Genomic DNA, 17,562 nt, shown 5'->3' on the forward strand with positions numbered 1-17,562 from the left:
ATTCCAGAATTCCGGAATACGATTTCACAAATTGTTCACAAACCTTATTACAGCAATACCATTAACTTGGCATGAAACTTGCTTGTATAAAGGTGAAGGGAGTTGAAGACTCATGAAACAAATGTACTCATCATTTCATGAAGCTGTAAAAGACATTAAAGACCATTCAACAATAATGGTAGGAGGATTCGGCCTTGTCGGGATTCCAGAGAACCTGATTCTCGCTCTCGTCGAATCGAACGTCAAGCATTTGACGGTCATCTCCAACAACTGTGGAGTCGACGACTGGGGCCTTGGCCTGCTGTTGAAAAATAAACAGATTGATAAAATGATCGGCTCTTATGTAGGGGAAAACAAAGAATTCGAACGGCAGGTCCTTGCAGGGGAGCTGGAGGTCGAACTGACACCACAAGGGACTCTCGCAGAGAAAATCCGTGCAGGAGGGGCCGGGATTCCAGCCTTCTATACACCAGCAGGCGTCGGAACCCCGCTAGCTGAAGGAAAAGAAGTGCGCAATTTTGACGGGAAAGACTATCTTTTACAAGAAGGTTTAACCGCAGACTTCAGCCTCGTTCGTGCTATGAAAGGCGACCGTCACGGGAACCTCGTCTATAACAAAACAGCAAGAAACTTCAATCCGATGATGGCAGCAGCTGGAGCAGTAACCATTGCTGAAGTCGAAGAACTCGTCGAGCCGGAGGAGTTGGCGGCAGACGGTATCCATACACCGGGCATTTACGTGCAGGGATTGATCGAAGGCAAGCAGGAGAAGCGAATCGAGCGCTATACGGTAAGAACAAACGCATAAACAGGAGGTAGATGGACAATGGCAGTAAAGATGGACAAAGCAGCAATCCGCGAAATGATTGCAAGACGAGCAGAGCAGGAAATTGAAAGCGGTTTCTATGTCAACCTTGGCATCGGCATGCCGACAATGGTCGCGAACTACATTCAGCCGGAGAAAGAAGTCGTCCTCCAATCGGAAAACGGCCTCTTAGGCATCGGACGTTCCCCATATGAGGAAGAAGTCGATCCGGACTTGATCAATGCAGGAAAAGAAACAGTGACAGCAGCACCAGGAGCCGCTTATTGTGACAGTGCCGAATCCTTCGCGATGATTCGCGGCGAGCATATCGACCTTGCAATTTTGGGCGGTATGGAAGTCGCGGAAAACGGCGACCTTGCCAACTGGATGATTCCCGGAAAAATGATCAAAGGCATGGGCGGGGCGATGGACATCGTCCACGGCTCGAAAAAAGTGGTCATCATTATGGATCACGTCAACAAACATGGCGACCCAAAAATTTTGAAGACATGCAAGCTGCCACTGACAGGGAAAAGTGTCGTCGACCGCATCATCACTGATCGAGCGGTCATGGATGTGACCGAAGCGGGTCTCGTGCTTGTAGAAATCGTCGAGGGCTGGTCGGTTGATGAAATCAAAGCCTCGACAGAAGCGGAATTGATCATCAGTGAAGAACTTATGAAAATACACAAATAAGGGGGAAGGCAAATGGTAGAGAATAAGGTCGTGTTCATTACAGGTGCAGCGAGTGGCATCGGCTATGAAATCGGTACAGAATTCGCCCGCAATGGTGCCAAAGTCGTTCTCAGTGATATTCAAGAGGAAAAAGTGAAACAAGCAGCCGCGCGTCTGACTGAAGAAGGATTGGAGGCGATCGGACTCGTTTGTGATGTCACAAAGGAAGACCAGATCCAAAGTGCGATCGACGAAACGGTGGAGAAGTTCGGTCGGCTAGACGTCCTCGTCAACAATGCCGGCTTGCAGCACGTCGCTTCGATTGAGGAATTTCCTACTGAGAAATTCGAACTGATCACGAAAATCATGCTCGTCGCCCCATTCATGGCAACAAAGCATGTGTTTCCGATTATGAAAAAACAAGGCTTCGGCCGTATCATCAACATGGCGTCCATCAACGGACTGATCGGCTTTGCCGGTAAATCAGCCTACAACAGTGCCAAGCACGGCGTGATAGGTCTCACGAAAGTTACCGCACTTGAAGGCGCGGAAGATGGCATTACCGTGAACGCCATTTGCCCGGGATATGTCGATACACCGCTCGTCCGCAATCAGCTCGAAGACCTCGCAGAAAACCGCGGCGTTTCTTTAGAAAAAGTACTCGAAGAAGTCATTTATCCGTTAGTTCCGCAAAAACGGCTGTTGGCCGTCCAAGAGGTCGCTGACTATACGATGTTCCTGGCAAGCAACCAGGCGAAAGGTGTTACTGGCCAGGCAGTAGTCATCGACGGTGGTTACACTTCTCAATAAACGAAAGGGGATGTTTCACATGAAACCAGTGTATATCTTAGAAGGAGCACGCACACCATTCGGTACGTTCGGCGGTGCATTGAAAGACGTGGACCCGACCGAATTAGGAGTGACAGCAAGTAAAGAAGCATTGAAACGAAGCGGTATTTCCGCCGATCACATTGATTTGACTGTGATGGGGAATGTCATCCATTCTTCACAAAACGCACCATACCTCGCGCGCCACATTTCCCTGAAAGCAGGTGTGCCGATGCCGAGCCCGGCACTTGCCGTCAACCGCCTGTGTGGATCTGGCATGCAATCAGTCATCTCGGCCGCTCAGTCAATCCAGCTCGGAGAAGGAGAAACCGCCCTCGCTGGCGGTGTCGACAGCATGAGTCTTGCCCCGTATGCCTTACGCGGCAGCCGTTTTGGTACAAAGCTTGGTGCGCCAAAAGTTGATGACATGCTCTGGGCAGCACTTACGGATGAATATATCGGTGCCGGCATGGGTGTGACAGGAGAAAACCTTGCCGATAAATACGAGATTACTAGAGAACAACAGGATGAGTACGCTACACGCAGTCACCTGCTTGCAAGCGAAGCCCGTAAATCCGGCAGATTCGAAGACGAAATCTCTCCCGTCGAAATTAAGACAAGAAAAGGAACGAAAGTAGTCGATCAGGATGAGCACATTCGCGAAGAGACTAATCCTGAGGGGCTTGCCAAGCTGAAACCAGCTTTCAAAAAAGGTGGTACGGTGACAGGTGGAAATGCGAGTGGCATCAATGATGGCGCAGGCGCCGTCGTTTTAGCAGGTGAAAATTTTGTAAGCGATCATAATGTGAAGCCGGTCGCGAAAATCATCTCCTGGGCTGTCGCAGGTGTCGACCCTAAGTATATGGGCATCGGTCCAGCGCCAGCGATTCGTCAGGCGCTGGAAAAAGCCGGACTAACCCTTGATGACATGGATCTCGTCGAAGTGAACGAAGCATTCGCCTCGCAATATTTAGCAGTCGAAAAAGAACTCGGACTTGACCGTGAGAAAGTGAACGTCAACGGTGGAGCGATTGCGCTCGGTCACCCGGTCGGAGCCAGCGGTACGCGTGTGCTGTACACGATGATCAAAGAATTGAAACGTCGCGAAGGCCGCTATGGTGTCGCATCACTCTGCATTGGCGGCGGTCAAGGCATCGCCATGGTCGTCGAAGCTCAATAAATAATAAGGAGGAAAAACTATGCTCGGAATTTTTCTCGGACTTGCCGTACTGATGATTCTCGCCTACCTGGGCTGGTCTATCATCTGGGTGGCGCCCATCGCAGCTGGTGTTGTCGCCATCACCGGTGGTCTCGACATACTGGAAGCCTATAAAGATACATATATGGGCGGTTTCGTCGCATTCGCGAAAGACTGGTTCCCTGTCTTCATGCTCGGGGCCATCTTCGGAAAATTGATGGAAAACACAGGTATGGCCCGATCTGTCGCTGTCGCTATGACGAAATTGATCGGGACTCAGCGCGCGATTTTGGGAGTACTCGCATCAGCGGCCGTATTAACGTACGGCGGAGTCAGCCTGTTTGTCGTTGTTTTCGCTGTCTATCCACTGGCTCTGTCTTTGTTCCGTGAAGCGAACATCAGCCGTAAGCTGATTCCGGCTACCGTCGCTTTAGGTGCCTTCACATTCACAATGACAGCCCTGCCAGGGTCACCACAGATTCAGAACCTGATCCCGATGGAATACTTCCAGACGTCTGCAACCGCAGCGCCTGTGATGGGAATCATCGCAGCCATCATCATGGCAGGTGGCGGTTACTTTTACCTGAGGTGGCGTGAGAAGAAGCTCGTCACTCAAGGAGAAGTCTTTACAGAACCGAAAGAGAAAAAAGAAATCGACCAACCCGATGAAACACCGAATTTCTTCCTGTCGCTTTTGCCATTATTGACTGTTCTACTAACCTTGAATCTCTTAAACTGGGATATCGTCACAGCACTGATCTCAGGCATTGTACTGATCATGCTGCTTAACATCACGATGTTCAAGAAATTCATCCCATCGATGAACAGCGGCGCGAGCGGTTCCGTCATCGCCATCATCAACACCAGTGCCGCAGTAGGATTCGGGACCGTCGTCCGTGAAGTCCCGGGCTTCGCCAATTTGACCCAACTGCTGATGGGCGTCAAAGGCAACCCGTTGATTTCAGAAGCGATCGCTGTCAACGTGCTCGCAGGTGCCACCGGCTCTGCATCGGGCGGGATGGGCATCGCCCTTGAAGCGCTCGGATCCAAATACTATGAAATCGCACAAAACTCAGGCATCAGCCCGGAATCCTTCCACAGAATCGCCTCGCTATCCTCTGGCGGCTTAGATGCTCTGCCACACAACGGAGCGGTTCTTACGTTATTCGCAATTACAGGTATGACGCACAAAGACAGTTACAAAGACATCTTCGTAGTAGCCGTCCTCATCCCGGTCATCTCAGTCGCTTTCGTTATTTTGCTGAACACGATTGGAATTCTGTAAGAGGGTCACTGTTTATTTGTGAAATTTACTGATATTTTCCACCTCAAGCCATCCAGATTCTGGATGGCTTGAGGTGGTTTATTATGTAAACAGCAATCATTAAACAGATGAGGGCATCTAATTTATGGATGCCCTCATCTGTTTGTTATAAAAAAGCTATCCTTTTAAAAGTCGAACTCCTTTTTAGTGCTATTTATTTTTTCTGTTGAATGTCTTTTCTTTGATTGATTTAAAAGTCTTGGACGAATTGTCCACGGTCTTACCTATCACATCCGACCCTTTCTCGGATACTTTTTTAACGATACTTCCGGAAGAATCCACCGTCTTTCCGACCAAGCCGCCTTCACCTGTAATCGACTTAATGATCTTGCCGGAAGTGTCGACCGTATTATGAATGAAGTCATTGGCTTCTTTGGATATCCCTTTTATAAACCCATCATCTTTCTTGTTTGGCTGCTCATTTTCCTTAGAGTTCTTGTCGAATTCAGTCATGCTGTCATCTCCTCTTTAGGAATTTAATGGTTTACCATCTCAATCTATGAAGGAAATGACGATCTATGATTAGATTCCATTTTATGGATGACTTGAGGTGGATTACATCGCTTTGTGGGAAACCACTTCATGGTACACTAGAGACAAATTAAGTGTAACGGAGGAATATAGCGTGAAGATTACAATAGTCAGTGTCGGGAAATTGAAAGAGAAATATTTGAAGCAGGGCATAGAAGAATACGTCAAACGTCTTGGCCCCTATGCCAAAGTCGATGTCGTCGAAGTCCCGGACGAAAAAGCACCGGAAAATTTGAGTGAAGCGCAAATGGAAGAAGTAAAACAAAAAGAAGGCGAGCGCATCCTTGCGAAGATCTCCCAGGATGCTTATGTCATCACACTGGAAATCGAAGGCAAGCAGCTCACCTCTGAAAAGCTCGCTAAGAAAATGGACGAGCTTGCAACGTATGGAAAGAGTAAAGTCGCGTTTGTGATTGGTGGTTCACTTGGTTTGAGTGATGAGGTGCTGAAGCGTAGTGATTTCGGGTTATCATTTTCGAACATGACCTTTCCTCATCAGTTGATGCGGTTGATGCTTGTTGAGCAGGTGTACCGGGCTTTTAAAATTATTAGAAATGAACCGTACCATAAATAAGTAAAAGTGCCTTTCCTGGTCATTTAGGGTATTGGGGGGAGGCACTTTCTAGTTCGCGTAATGTCCACGACCATAAGAATCCCCTCCTAAAAAAGAGAGAAAAGCCCAAACGGCTCTCCTCTCTTGTGAAAATCTAAGATTAATTCAGTTCAAAAGAAAAGAATTACCTAAGAAACAGAAAAACCTTCCTGTTCCGTCACTCCTCCATGTTCTTCCGTAAACTCATCAAGAAGCGCACGCACTTCATCGGTTGAGTGTGTGCTCATCAGCTGATTCCTCAATTCACTCGCCCCACGGAATCCACGGACGTAAATCTTAAAGAAGCGGCGGAGCGGTTTGAAGATCCGGGGTTCCAGTTCTTCAGAATACTTATCATGAAGATCGATCTGTAGCCTGAGGAGGTCGAGCAGTTCTTCACTGGTATGTTCTTTCTTCTCTGTTTCGAAAGCGAACGGGTTATGGAAAATTCCCCGACCGATCATTACGCCGTCCACGCCGTATTTTTCTACGAGTTCAAGTCCCTTCTGACGGTCAGGAATATCTCCGTTGATCGTCAGAAGCGTCTCAGGGGCTACTTCATCACGAAGTTTCTTGATCTCCGGAATCAGCTCCCAGTGTGCATCAAAATTACTCATTTCCTTTTTCGTACGGAGATGGATGGAAAGGTTGGCAATATCCTGTTCCAGGAGATGTTTCAGCCAGTCGTGCCATTCATCCACTTCCGTATAACCAAGACGGGTTTTCACACTGACGGGTAGACCTCCCGCTTTAGATGCCTGGATGATTTCTGCTGCGACATCCGGTCGACGGATCAGCCCGCACCCTTTTCCATTCGCTGCAACATTCTGCACAGGACATCCCATATTGATATCCACGCCACGAAAGCCCATTTCGGCCATACCAATACTCATTTGGCGGAAGTTTTCAGGCTTATCTCCCCAAATATGGGCGACAATCGGCTGTTCATCTTCCGTGAACGTCAGACGCCCCCGCACGCTGTCTTTTCCTTTGGGGTGGCAGTAGCTTTCCGTATTCGTAAACTCTGTAAAAAAAACGTCAGGTCCTGCTGCTTCACTCACGACATGGCGAAAAACAACATCCGTAACGGCTTCCATAGGTGCCAAAACAAAAAACGGACGCGGCAACTCATGCCAAAAATTATCTTTCATAATATATCTGAACCCTTTCCTTAAGGGAAATCATATTCCCAAAGTTAAAAAGTAAAAATGTCTATTTTATATCCATTACCAGTTAGGCTGGATTTCAACCATTATATACTTTAATAGTATCAAACGAAAAGTGCAAGAGAATGAAACCTGTTTTGAAGGAGGCCTTTATTTAAATGAATTCTGTACCCACCACCAAAAAGAGGACGGGACCCTGCGGCAACTGGAGGAGCAGGTATGGCATTTGACTACAGTTGAGGTTTTATTATGACTTTTGTTAGATGAATTGATTATTATTAAGGTGTCGAGAGGAACCAACAAAACTTCTAGAAAAAAGCTCATTCCTAAAAAATTTAAGTTTGAGAATGAAAAAAGCGTGCACCAATGGAGTGGTCATTGATGCTACGCTTTTCTTTTTTACTCACCTGGTGGAAAAATGGTAGTCATCCCCGCCTCTTCGGTGAAGATTTTGACTGAATAATGTCATTAAGGTGCTTTGAGAGTGGACAGGGGTGTATCTTTTTATGAACCGATTTTTCTATACTCTTCCGCCATCGGCATTTCCTTCACTTGGGTAAAGGTGCTGATGATGACCACGAGGAAGACGTTACATATCAGTCCCAGGATTCCTGGGTTGATGTCCAGAGGCTGACTTTCAGCAACAAGTTGGTAGTAGTAGTTCACTACAGTACCTGCTATGAGGCCTGTGATGACTGCCGGTGCAGTGACACGCTTCGAATATAAAGCGGCATAGACGCCAGGTGCGAATTGAACGATTGATCCGTATGCGCCTAACAAAAGAGCGATGAGACCTTGACCACCGAATACAGTGATGAAGTAGGCAAGACCACCGATAACAAAAACACCGATACGCATGATAAGCAACGTCTTCTTAGATGATAGATCCCTTTTTATATTTCTGACAAACCCGTCTGTAAATTCTAGAGAGGCGCTGTGTGTAATAGCATCGGCGGTACTCATCGCGGCTGCAAGGGCGCCCGCTCCCACGAGACCATAAACCCAACCAGGAAGACTGAGAACGGTCGTAATCAAGAAAGGCAGAATCTCATCAGGCGAACCGATTTGGGAGGAATCGATAACATTTACAGCAGAAAAACCGACAAATAGTAACGGAATCAAGAAAAGGGCGAAAACTGGATAAACCAGTACTGTTTTCTTAATGGTTCGAGCTTTAGTGGCATAAGATTTGGAGAATAAATGGGGCCACATGAGAAATCCGATGGTGGATACCAAAATAGTTGTGGTGTACGCCATAGCTGACATGGTCGATCCTTCTGCTCCGATTTGAAGAAAACCTGGATTCGTTTCTGTTAAGTTGGCAAACATTTTCGGTACGCTTTCATGAAGCTGGTTGACAATAGTAAGGCCGACGGTCCAGGAAATGACGATCATTAGTATCCCTTGGAAAACGTCTGACCAGGCAGCAGCCCGTAACCCTCCTGTTGCTACATAAACAACAACAATTCCATAAGATAATAGGGCACCCAGCCAAAACGGGATTCGACCTTCTGTCATAATGTTGAATATGTAAGCCATCCCTTTCATTTGTGTAGCCAAGTATTGAATGGAAGCAAGTAAAGTGATAATTCCAATCAACATTGCTAATACACGGCTGGTATAGCGTTTTTGAAGGAATCCAGAAACCGTGTAGATGTTATGTTTGCGGCCGATTTTGCCAATCTTCGGCCCGATGATATACCAAGGAAGGATGGCGAAGGCGGTGTATGTGATAATATATAACGCTGGTGCTCCGCGAGAAAACGCCCATCCTGGTGCGCCTAAGAAAGAAAAGGCACTGAATACGGCGCCCCCCATTAAGAACCACATAACGAACAGTCCAAGGTTACCTCCAGCTACGGTGAATTCTTCTAATGATTCTTTATCTTGCTTTCGACCAGCCATAATTCCAATGAAAAGGGCAACAACGAGATACCCGATCATCATGATCATTGCAATTTGCCATTGACTCATTTACTTAACCCCCTCTTCGTCTTTATCTGGATCGATACGATATAAAAATAAAACGATGATGAAAGTGATGATTATCCAGAAAATCACCCAAAAGACAGAGAAAGGAAGACCAATGATGAATGGGGTTTCTTTGTTTCCGATTGAAAACAAAGGGAAGACCATCAGCAAAAACGGCGCAAGCAGCGACAAACAGTAAATTTTAACAAATTTCTCCTTTGTCAATGAACATCCTCCTTTTGTTTTTGATAAGCTATCTCACCATTTAGAATAGTCATATCGACATTTACGTTAAGCAGATCTTCTGGGGGACAGCTTAGAATAGGGCGGTCAAGTATGACAAGATCTGCAAGTTTTCCGATTTCAAGACTTCCTTTTTGGTCTTCTTCAAAACTGGCATAAGCTCCCGCCCAGGTGTAAGCTCTAATCGCCTCTTCAATGGTTATAGATTGGTCCGCTCCTACGGGTTTCCCGCTTTTACTTTTTCGATTAACGGCCGCATAAATGCCTAATAATGGGTGTGCACTTGTAATCGGGCTGTCTGATCCGAGAGCGAAAGGAATTTGAAGCTCTTTGAAGCTTTTCAAAGGGAACATGTTCTTGACTCGATCTCCGTAGTCTTTCAAATACCCGTCCCCGAATTCATAAAGAAATGCTGGGTTAGGAATGGGTATGGATCGGGTGACTTTTACTTTTTGTAAAAGGTCGTTAGGAGTGAATCCGGAATGCTCAAGACGGTGACGATGGTCATCTCTTGGTTGAGAGGCGAGAGATTCTTCAATCGTATGAAGAAGCATTTCGACAGCTTCATCTCCCATTGCGTGGGCAGTGATTTGCCAGCCGGCACGATGGGCAGCACCCAGGCTACCTGTCAGGGCATGTTGATTCATGTATAAAATTCCGGAATCCTCCAGGTTGCTGGTGTATGGTTCTCGCATTTTACAGGTCGGCCCGCTACTACTTCCGTCTATAAAGACTTTGGCAGGACCAACTTTGAAGCGCTCATCGCCAATACCTGTACATATGCCGCTGTTTATTCCTGCCTCGACCATCGCAGGTGACTCATACAACGAGCCGTACAAAGCGTACACCCGCTGTTTGATTTTGTTTTCATCCACCGCTTTTTGAAGATAACGAATATGTTTTGTTCCATAGCCTCCTGCATCATGAACACTAGTAATTCCGTATTTAAGGAAATCATCTGAGGCTATTTCTAATCCTTGCATTACTTCTTCTTCGGAATAATCAGCGAGTTGGAACATTTTCATGTGAGCAGCTTCTAGTAAGAGTCCTGACAATTCTCCATTTATTTTATGGAATGTACCTCCCGGCGGATCAGGAGTTTCGTTAGTCAAGTTCGCCAGTTCAAGCGCTTTACTGTTCACACAAGATATATGACCGCATGTCCTTACGACAATAATGGGGTGGGAAGTGGACACTTTGTCCAAGTCCCATCTCGTCAGGTGTCTTTTCTCCGCCAAATAATTTTGATTATAGCCCCATCCTCTGATCCATTCTCCTTCTGGAGCGTACTCAGCGACGTCTTGTAATTTATCCTGCAATTCTTTGATACTTCCAACCGTTTTGCAATTCACCCCAAGCTGATTGGTTCCATATAATTCGAGGTGTGCGTGGGCGTCAATGAATCCCGGCAATAGGGATCGACCATCTAAATCTATGATCTCTGTGTGTTCGTCGGTTATGTTCATTATCTCCGCATTGCTGTCGATGCGAAGAATAAGGGAATCCTTAATGGCGATTGCTTCAGCCACGCTGCCAAAAGTATCCGAAGTAAAAACTTCGCCGTTCACAAAAGCTTTGGTCGCTTTCATTGTTCTCCCTCCATTTTAATTAAGCAATTATTACTCTATTATGGTAGAGCAATTTTCTACCTTTTTAATTATCTTTCAACTATGTATTGGATCTGGTTAAGGGTGATTCTGCTGCATCAAAGCCGGCGAAAATCATGCCTTTGTGTATTCGAAGGAATATCGATTTTTATCGCAGGTGTGCAATTTCCGACAAGTATACCGGACTTACATAGCAGTGAAAGCCACTATCATAAGGTTCGGATTGGCTATAGGAACCGATCTTTATTCGAGAATGCTAAGTGATAAACTTCTGCATCGCCATTTTCTACTTCAATTAACGTAATGAAATGTTTTGTCTGAATTTACCCCTGATATCTAAAAGGTTATACCTCCTTGTGTTTTCTACACTATATCAAGTGCTTAATTATCTGACAATTAACATAACGTAAAAGGATTTTTGATAATTCTGTTAATTAAACGCCTTTTTGTTTTCTGTTGCGATATGTAATGGAATAAACACGGAATAAAGGAAATACGTGTAGGTCCCCTAAGTAAATCGAACCTCCTAATGATAAAATTATTAAAAAAAAGAACTAAACCAGGTCATTTAACTATTGAAAGACTAGTGAATATGATTAAGATAACAGGAAACGATACACACCAAAGAACCCGGCCGCCTAATGGAGGCGGCCGGGTTCTTTAAAGTGGGCCGGGGGTTCCCGTTAACCCCTCTGTATCCGTGGAGCATGCGAGCTCTTACTAATACTATAAATACTGCCCAGTATAAGAATACCCAGTCTTACCCACTTCAACCGGAGTACCTTCGGCGATGACTTCACCACCGGCTTGACCACCTTCAGGTCCTAAATCAATCACCCAGTCGGACGCTCTGATCAGCTGCGTGTCGTGCTCTACTGTGATGACTGTATTGCCGGCTTCGACAAGTCTGTTCAACAGATTCATCAATTGCTGGACGTCGCTTGGGTGCAGGCCGGTCGTCGGCTCATCCAAGAGGTAGAGGGTGGTTTTGTTCGTTTTTTTGAACAGTTCTTTGGCGAGCTTCAGCCGCTGTCCTTCTCCGCCAGATAATGTTGTTAACGACTGGCCGAGTTTCAAATAGCCTAAACCTACTTCCATCAACAATTCGAGGATCCGTTTGATTTCTTTTTTGTCCTTGAACAGCTCGACGCTTTCCTGGATCGAGTGTTCGAGCACATCATGGATGCTCTGGTCGTTATAAATGACGGATAGTACTTCCTGCTTGAAGCGCCGGCCGTGACAGACAGGGCAGGTGACTTGCAGATCCGGGAAGAACAACATGTTTGTTGCGACATATCCCATGCCTTCACAGTTTTCACAGCGCCCACCTGCTGTATTGAAAGAAAACTGTTTAGCGGTCAGATTTTGTTCTATTGCTGCCGGTGTTTTGGCGAATACGTTCCGGATTGCTGTAAACAGATCGGTGTAAGTGGCTACATTGGAACGTTTCATGCGGCTGAGCGGGGATTGATCGACCGTTACGATTTGGTCGAAGTGCTCTAATCCCGTCACTTGCTCACATCCGCTACGAATGTTGTCATTTCCTTTCGCAAGGGCGCCGAATACGAGTGAAGACTTCCCTGATCCAGATACACCTGTTACCGATATGAGACAGCCGATTGGGAAGGAAACGGTAACATCTTTCAAGTTATGAAGGGTGGCTTGATGGACGATGATTTCTTTCCCGTTCCCTTTTCGGTAGCTTTCCTTCTGTTTCTCGCCTCTCCGTAGGTATTCACCCGTCAGTGAACCTTCTATTCCTTTCAGCTCCTGCAATGTGCCTTCACCGACAACTTCGCCTCCAAAACTTCCTGCACCAGGCCCCATATCGATGATGTAATCCGCCTGCTTCATGACATCGACGTCATGTTCAATGACCAGCACGGTATTGCCGACATCACGCAGTTCCTTTAAAACGTGGACTAGACCGGCTACATCTTTCGGGTGCAAACCGAGTGTTGGCTCGTCCATGACATAAAGGACGCCGGTCAGCGCGGAGTCAAGCAATGCGGAAAGCCGTAAACGCTGTGCTTCTCCTCCGGACAGGGTGATGGACTGCCGGTCCAGAGTCAGGTAACCTAAGCCGGTTTTGGTGATTCTCGTAAGTTTTGTCTTCAAGTCTTCCATAAAGATATCGACGAACTGATAATTCTCCTCGTTATTCGAAGATTTCACTTCTTCGACCCATCGCAGCATCTCCTCAAGTGAATGATTGGCAAGTTCAGGAATTTTAACTCCAGCTACCGATACGTGCCGGCTTTCTTCATTCAAACGATCGCCATGACAGTCTGGGCACGTCTCTGAGTAAAAGTACGCCTTCGCTTCAGCCGATGCCCCCGACTTTTCCGAGAAACGTCTCCACATGCCGGTCAGGACGCCTTCAAACTTTCCGTCTCCTACCGTTTTTGGTGTTTTGATTTCTGGGAAAAGAGCTTTGACTTCATCACTTTCCACACCATAATACAAAATGGCACGCTGACCTTCCGTGTAATCTCGTAAAGGGAGGCGGTCATCGAGCGGTACGTTGTAACGGGCCATCGCTGTTTTCACTACTGGAATTTGATAATCGGCATAGCGGCCTTTCCAAAGATCGACGGCTCCATCTTCTAACGAATGTTCCTGATGAAAGACAGTGCTTTGATCGATGTTGACGACTTCTCCGAGACCTTTACACGTGGTGCATGCTCCTTCCGTTGTATTATAGGAAAAATGAGTGCGGGTCAATTTTTCCATGCGGTGCTTACAGTAAGGGCAGTAAATGAACTCTTTAAAGCTGTTTTCCTCCCGCTCGATATCCTCTTCACGAAAGACGGGCTCGATTTCCGTCTGGCAGGCTGAACATAATCTCATCCCTAATTTCTCATAAATCATTCGCAGGCTTGTATACATGTCGGTTACTGTACCGACGGTTGAGCGGGGATTTTGATTGGTGACATGCTGAGTGATGCTGATGGCCGGGGATAAGCCTTTGATAGAATCGACTTTCGGCTTCTCAATGCCTTGCATCCCCATCGATTCGAGATACTGGCGCTGGCATTCCTTAAATAACGTATCTACGGCCAAGGAAGACTTCCCCGAGCCGGATGGTCCCGTCAATACGACGAGCAGATTTTTCGGAATCGATAAGGAAATGTTCTGCAGATTGTGTTCCTTCGCTCCTTGAATGACAATCGAATGATCCAAAATCATCCCTCCTTTTAGTTTCTGATTTAATCATATAACATTTATGCAAGTGATAAGGTTGGACTTTATTATATATATGATTCTAAGCGATATACTTGAATAACCTTCTCGTGGTGCTTAAGGGTTTTTTTACAATGTTTGCTTCGCCGGACGATTTCGTATACGGTACATACATAACGATAGGGGAGGACAGCCAGATGACTCTTTACCGGCCGATAGATATCGCAAGAGAACTGAAAATCAGTACAAGTGCATTACGCCATTACGAATCCTGGGGACTGGTCCCTGAGCCTGAACGGGGAGATAACGGCTACCGACTGTATACAGAGGTCCACCTCGCCTATTTCCGCTGCCTGCGCGCCTTGTTTTTCGGGTTCGGTTCAGACGTTGCCCGTACAGTGCTTCATCATATTCAGAAGCAAGAAATGGATGCAGCCTTTTGGGTAGTCAATCACCAGCAGTCCCTCCTCTATGAAGAAAAGGTGACGGCCGATCATACGCTTAAGCTGCTAGAGAATATGGAGCTCCCCTCAATCCAGCAAACGAAGCTGAAAAAATATATGAGAATAGGCGAAGTGGCTGATTTCACCGGCGTCAATCCTTCCGCTATCCGTCATTGGGAAAAGGAAGGCTTGTTTACATCTGTCCGGAATCCAGAAAACGGATATCGTCTATTCACCCCTACGCACGTCCGGAAAATACTGCTCATCCACACTTTGCGCAATACCGTCTATTTCCTCGACCATATGAAGGAGTACGTCAATGCAATCGAACAGCAAAGCGTCGGACAGGCTAAACGAGTCACTGAAAACGCCGTTCTGCAAATCAATGAACGGCTCCGCAAGCAGGTTACAGGAATTTATGAATTAGTGGCGCTGTGCCGCCAATTGGAGTTAATGTGAATTTTCCATAGAAGGATTTTAAGAAGGATAAAATGTATCTCGTGGCATCTTAATACATTGGTTTCTTAAACGAGACCATTGATATAACAGGAAAAAATAATCTTTTTATCTGTTTTATCATCTCAATGAGGAAAAAAACGTAAGTTATCATACCCTGGTTGAAGTTGAGAAGCATTTATCATTGTTTTTAATCCAGGTTCTCTTTAGGTTTTTCTTTATGCTTTCTGTCTTTGACCTCCGTAAAGATGTTATCTGCCATACTTGTTTGAGTTTGTGGCGTTATATTCTGAGAATGTGATTGATTTGCTTCAATCAGCGATTTGAGCATCTCAATATCCTCTTTGGTAGCGTATTGCTTGTCAGACTTTAACATATATCCTAACTGACCGTTCGGTTCTATTGTAGCCCATTGTATATCAGCGAAATTTTGAATTTTTTGTTGTCTCATTCGTACTTCAAGCATATCAACCGTTAATCGCAGCTTCTTCAAATTGTTTTCATTCACTTGGCCGTTTTCAACGACTAGAAGTGATTTACCATAAATAAACGTCTCAAGAGCATTGTATTTCAAAGCAATATACTCAATAAAAAGAAGAGTAATGACCATTAAAAATGTGATCACCATTGTAATCCAAATGTTCCTGTCGCCAACCGGTTGAATAATTAATGACCCTACAGCTATCATCATGACAGTCTGAGCAACCGTAAGCTGTGAGATTGATTTTCTTCCAGCTAAACGCAAAATCAGGACGCCTCCTATGACCACTACACTCGCTTTCCATAAGAAGTGAAAGTCCACAAGCAACTCCCTTTCCGAACAATCATTTTTGTTTCGTGCTTTTTTTCTTCTTTTCTATATTTTCTATGGTTTCTCCTGGGGGAGATTATATAACCTGCTCTTAGGGTCATATATTTTCTGAGATGGCCAGAGTCCATGATGTCCTGAGAATAGATAGCTGACTAAACAAGCAATAAAAAAGTACTCTAACCCTTTCCCATCAAACATCTCCATTGCCAGCAGGAAGGCAGCTATAGGGGTGTTCGCACCCCCGCAAAAAACCGCGATTAATCCTAAAGCGGCGAGAAATGACATGGGTAAGTCAATGAACGAGTGTAAGGCATTACCTAATGTTGCCCCGATGAAAAATAAAGGGATGGCTTCTCCGCCAACAAAGCCGCTGCCCAGGGTTACTGCAGTAAATACCAGCTTCGCCAGAAAAGCAAAGGGTGGAACATCTTCACTAAAAGATTGTTGCAGCATATCTAATCCCCGGCCATTATAGTCTTGTGAACCAACAATTATTGTTAATACTACAATGATGATCCCTCCAAAAAAGGCTCTTTTCATATGGTTTTTCTTAAAAAGTTTCTCGGAGAAATTTTGGATTCCGTGTCTCAACTGACAGTATAAAACACTTACAAGACTGAAAATAACAGATATAAGAATAACTTTTAGAACCGTAATAATAGATATATCTGGTATGGTTTGTATTATAAATTCTTCATGTTTATGGTCCCAGGCTGCTGTAGTGATATAGTGGCCGACAAAGCTGGCTGTAAGACAAGGAACAATGGCTTCAAATTTCAGTTTTCCTAAAGCAGCCATTTCTATGCCAAACAGAGCACCAGTTATGGGCGCTCCAAAGGCAGACCCAAAACCAGCACTTATACCGCTCATAATTAAAATTTTCTTGTCGAATTTGTTTACCTTGAAAAATTTGTTGACCGCTGCTGCTACACTCCCTCCCATTTGGACAGCTGCGCCCTCTCTCCCTGTTGAACCGCCAAATAGGACTGTGATGAACGTTCCGAAATAGACGATTGGCCCCATTCTCCGCGGTACCTCTTTTTTTCCATGCACGGAATCGATTACGAGATTATTTAATTCAGCAGTGTCATTCAAAGTATTATTGAAAAACACCTTTCCGTAGTTCATATATATGTATCCGATGATCATTCCTCCAAAGAGAAGAAGGAAGATAAGCCAATCTCTTTTTAATCGTAGATCATCTCCTAGGTAATCGTTTGTCTCTAATAGGAAGGTAGTTGCCGAGCCAACAATGATCCCGATTATGCTTCCAAAGAAAATCCATTGACCAAGGACTGAAAAAAAGCTTTTATACTTTAACGGCACAGAACAACTCACCTCATCTCTAATCCTTTAAGAGTGTCCATTTTATTTTTGCCCATTATATTATAATTATTAAAAGGAGCTTCAATAAGGGGATTAACGACCAGGAGTGGTTTATGAATTAGCCATGCGGCTAGGGCATCTATTTCAAACAATGTACCGGCTGTTGTTGTGGCTTATTGTAGACGATACGCAAACAAAATGCCGGATTGAGTCAACAGCATTCCCATCAAACCAGATACGATAAAGGTGAGTGTGCTGACGTTGATTCCGATAGGTGAGCAGCTTCTGGATGGCGAATGATAAGTTCCAGCATGTGGTTAATGGCGCCGGGGGTCAGGCAAAAAAATAAAGGTCCTTCAAATGCTTATAAATGTTCCTGAAGGTAAAAGGGACCAAGGGTGAT

The 17,562-nt window shown here is 45.4% G+C and carries 15 protein-coding genes; 7 read left to right on the plus strand and 8 right to left on the minus strand.

Annotated features, from left to right (window positions below):
• Positions 1 to 112: 112 nt before the first annotated feature.
• Genes HLI_RS12105 through HLI_RS12125 form a run of 5 tightly spaced genes read left to right on the plus strand, consistent with a single transcriptional unit; the run spans position 113 to position 4,791 of the window.
• Positions 113 to 808: a CoA transferase subunit A gene (locus HLI_RS12105; protein ID WP_128525198.1), complete on the plus strand. Its 696-nt coding sequence runs from the start codon at positions 113 to 115 to the stop codon at positions 806 to 808.
• Between the two features lie 18 nt (positions 809 to 826).
• A complete protein-coding gene (locus tag HLI_RS12110; RefSeq protein ID WP_128525199.1) occupies positions 827 to 1,501 on the plus strand; it encodes a 3-oxoacid CoA-transferase subunit B in 675 nt (224 codons plus the stop codon).
• A 12-nt stretch (positions 1,502 to 1,513) separates the two neighbouring features.
• On the plus strand, positions 1,514 to 2,290 hold the full coding sequence (locus tag HLI_RS12115; protein ID WP_128525200.1) for a 3-hydroxybutyrate dehydrogenase: 777 nt from the start codon (positions 1,514 to 1,516) through the stop codon (positions 2,288 to 2,290).
• A 19-nt stretch (positions 2,291 to 2,309) separates the two neighbouring features.
• Entirely contained in the window at positions 2,310 to 3,488 is a 1,179-nt protein-coding gene (locus tag HLI_RS12120; RefSeq protein ID WP_128525201.1) for a thiolase family protein, read from the plus strand.
• Positions 3,489 to 3,507: 19 nt separating this feature from the next.
• Complete coding sequence (locus HLI_RS12125; protein WP_128525202.1) at positions 3,508 to 4,791, plus strand: GntP family permease; 1,284 nt, start codon at positions 3,508 to 3,510, stop codon at positions 4,789 to 4,791.
• Positions 4,792 to 4,980: 189 nt separating this feature from the next.
• Here HLI_RS12125 and HLI_RS12130 read toward each other — a convergent pair whose 3' ends face one another.
• Complete coding sequence (locus tag HLI_RS12130; protein WP_128525203.1) at positions 4,981 to 5,283, minus strand: hypothetical protein; 303 nt, start codon at positions 5,281 to 5,283, stop codon at positions 4,981 to 4,983.
• Between the two features lie 172 nt (positions 5,284 to 5,455).
• Here HLI_RS12130 and rlmH point away from each other — a divergent pair, with 172 nt between their 5' ends.
• Positions 5,456 to 5,935 carry a 23S rRNA (pseudouridine(1915)-N(3))-methyltransferase RlmH gene (rlmH, locus tag HLI_RS12135; RefSeq protein ID WP_128525204.1) on the plus strand — a complete coding sequence of 160 codons (480 nt, stop codon included), beginning with the start codon at positions 5,456 to 5,458 and terminating at the stop codon, positions 5,933 to 5,935.
• Between the two features lie 167 nt (positions 5,936 to 6,102).
• Here the strand turns inward: rlmH and HLI_RS12140 are convergent, their stop codons facing one another.
• The 5 genes from HLI_RS12140 to uvrA all read right to left on the minus strand — a co-directional run bounded on the left by HLI_RS12140 (position 6,103) and on the right by uvrA (position 14,123).
• Entirely contained in the window at positions 6,103 to 7,104 is a 1,002-nt protein-coding gene (locus tag HLI_RS12140) for a tRNA dihydrouridine synthase (RefSeq protein ID WP_128525205.1), read from the minus strand.
• A gap of 519 nt (positions 7,105 to 7,623) precedes the next feature.
• Entirely contained in the window at positions 7,624 to 9,093 is a 1,470-nt protein-coding gene (locus HLI_RS12145) for a sodium:solute symporter family protein (protein ID WP_128525206.1), read from the minus strand.
• On the minus strand, positions 9,094 to 9,315 hold the full coding sequence (locus tag HLI_RS12150) for a DUF3311 domain-containing protein (RefSeq protein ID WP_128525207.1): 222 nt from the start codon (positions 9,313 to 9,315) through the stop codon (positions 9,094 to 9,096).
• Positions 9,312 to 10,922, minus strand: a complete 1,611-nt coding sequence (locus tag HLI_RS12155; RefSeq protein WP_128525208.1) for an amidohydrolase — start codon at positions 10,920 to 10,922, stop codon at positions 9,312 to 9,314. The genes HLI_RS12150 and HLI_RS12155 overlap by 4 nt, the downstream gene beginning before the upstream one ends.
• A 744-nt stretch (positions 10,923 to 11,666) precedes the next feature.
• On the minus strand, positions 11,667 to 14,123 hold the full coding sequence (uvrA, locus tag HLI_RS12160) for an excinuclease ABC subunit UvrA (protein WP_128525209.1): 2,457 nt from the start codon (positions 14,121 to 14,123) through the stop codon (positions 11,667 to 11,669).
• Between the two features lie 197 nt (positions 14,124 to 14,320).
• Here uvrA and HLI_RS12165 point away from each other — a divergent pair, with 197 nt between their 5' ends.
• Positions 14,321 to 15,025, plus strand: coding sequence for a MerR family DNA-binding transcriptional regulator (locus tag HLI_RS12165; RefSeq protein ID WP_128525210.1), 705 nt, complete (start codon positions 14,321 to 14,323; stop codon positions 15,023 to 15,025).
• A gap of 187 nt (positions 15,026 to 15,212) precedes the next feature.
• Here the strand turns inward: HLI_RS12165 and HLI_RS12170 are convergent, their stop codons facing one another.
• Together HLI_RS12170 and HLI_RS12175 are read right to left on the minus strand one after the other, a co-directional pair.
• The gene (locus HLI_RS12170; protein WP_164908545.1) at positions 15,213 to 15,824 is read right to left on the minus strand and encodes a DUF421 domain-containing protein; all 612 of its coding nucleotides are present in this window, start codon (positions 15,822 to 15,824) and stop codon (positions 15,213 to 15,215) included.
• Positions 15,825 to 15,887: 63 nt separating this feature from the next.
• Complete coding sequence (locus HLI_RS12175) at positions 15,888 to 17,159, minus strand: chloride channel protein (RefSeq protein WP_241655840.1); 1,272 nt, start codon at positions 17,157 to 17,159, stop codon at positions 15,888 to 15,890.
• Positions 17,160 to 17,562 lie beyond the last annotated feature (403 nt).

Source organism: Halobacillus litoralis, assembly GCF_004101865.1.
Taxonomy (GTDB): Bacteria; Bacillota; Bacilli; order Bacillales; family Halobacillaceae; genus Halobacillus; species Halobacillus litoralis_A.

Bases quoted from the DNA above. Each gene is read 5' to 3' on its own strand.
- HLI_RS12130 (WP_128525203.1), bottom strand. From the start codon at position 5,283: ATGACTGAATTCGACAAGAACTCTAAGGAAAATGAGCAGCCAAACAAG.
- HLI_RS12140 (WP_128525205.1), bottom strand. From the start codon at position 7,104: ATGAAAGATAATTTTTGGCATGAGTTGCCGCGTCCGTTTTTTGTTTTG.
- HLI_RS12115 (WP_128525200.1), top strand. From the start codon at position 1,514: ATGGTAGAGAATAAGGTCGTGTTCATTACAGGTGCAGCGAGTGGCATC.
- HLI_RS12145 (WP_128525206.1), bottom strand. From the start codon at position 9,093: ATGAGTCAATGGCAAATTGCAATGATCATGATGATCGGGTATCTCGTT.
- HLI_RS12155 (WP_128525208.1), bottom strand. From the start codon at position 10,922: ATGAAAGCGACCAAAGCTTTTGTGAACGGCGAAGTTTTTACTTCGGAT.
- HLI_RS12125 (WP_128525202.1), top strand. From the start codon at position 3,508: ATGCTCGGAATTTTTCTCGGACTTGCCGTACTGATGATTCTCGCCTAC.
- HLI_RS12120 (WP_128525201.1), top strand. From the start codon at position 2,310: ATGAAACCAGTGTATATCTTAGAAGGAGCACGCACACCATTCGGTACG.
- HLI_RS12165 (WP_128525210.1), top strand. From the start codon at position 14,321: ATGACTCTTTACCGGCCGATAGATATCGCAAGAGAACTGAAAATCAGT.
- HLI_RS12105 (WP_128525198.1), top strand. From the start codon at position 113: ATGAAACAAATGTACTCATCATTTCATGAAGCTGTAAAAGACATTAAA.
- HLI_RS12110 (WP_128525199.1), top strand. From the start codon at position 827: ATGGCAGTAAAGATGGACAAAGCAGCAATCCGCGAAATGATTGCAAGA.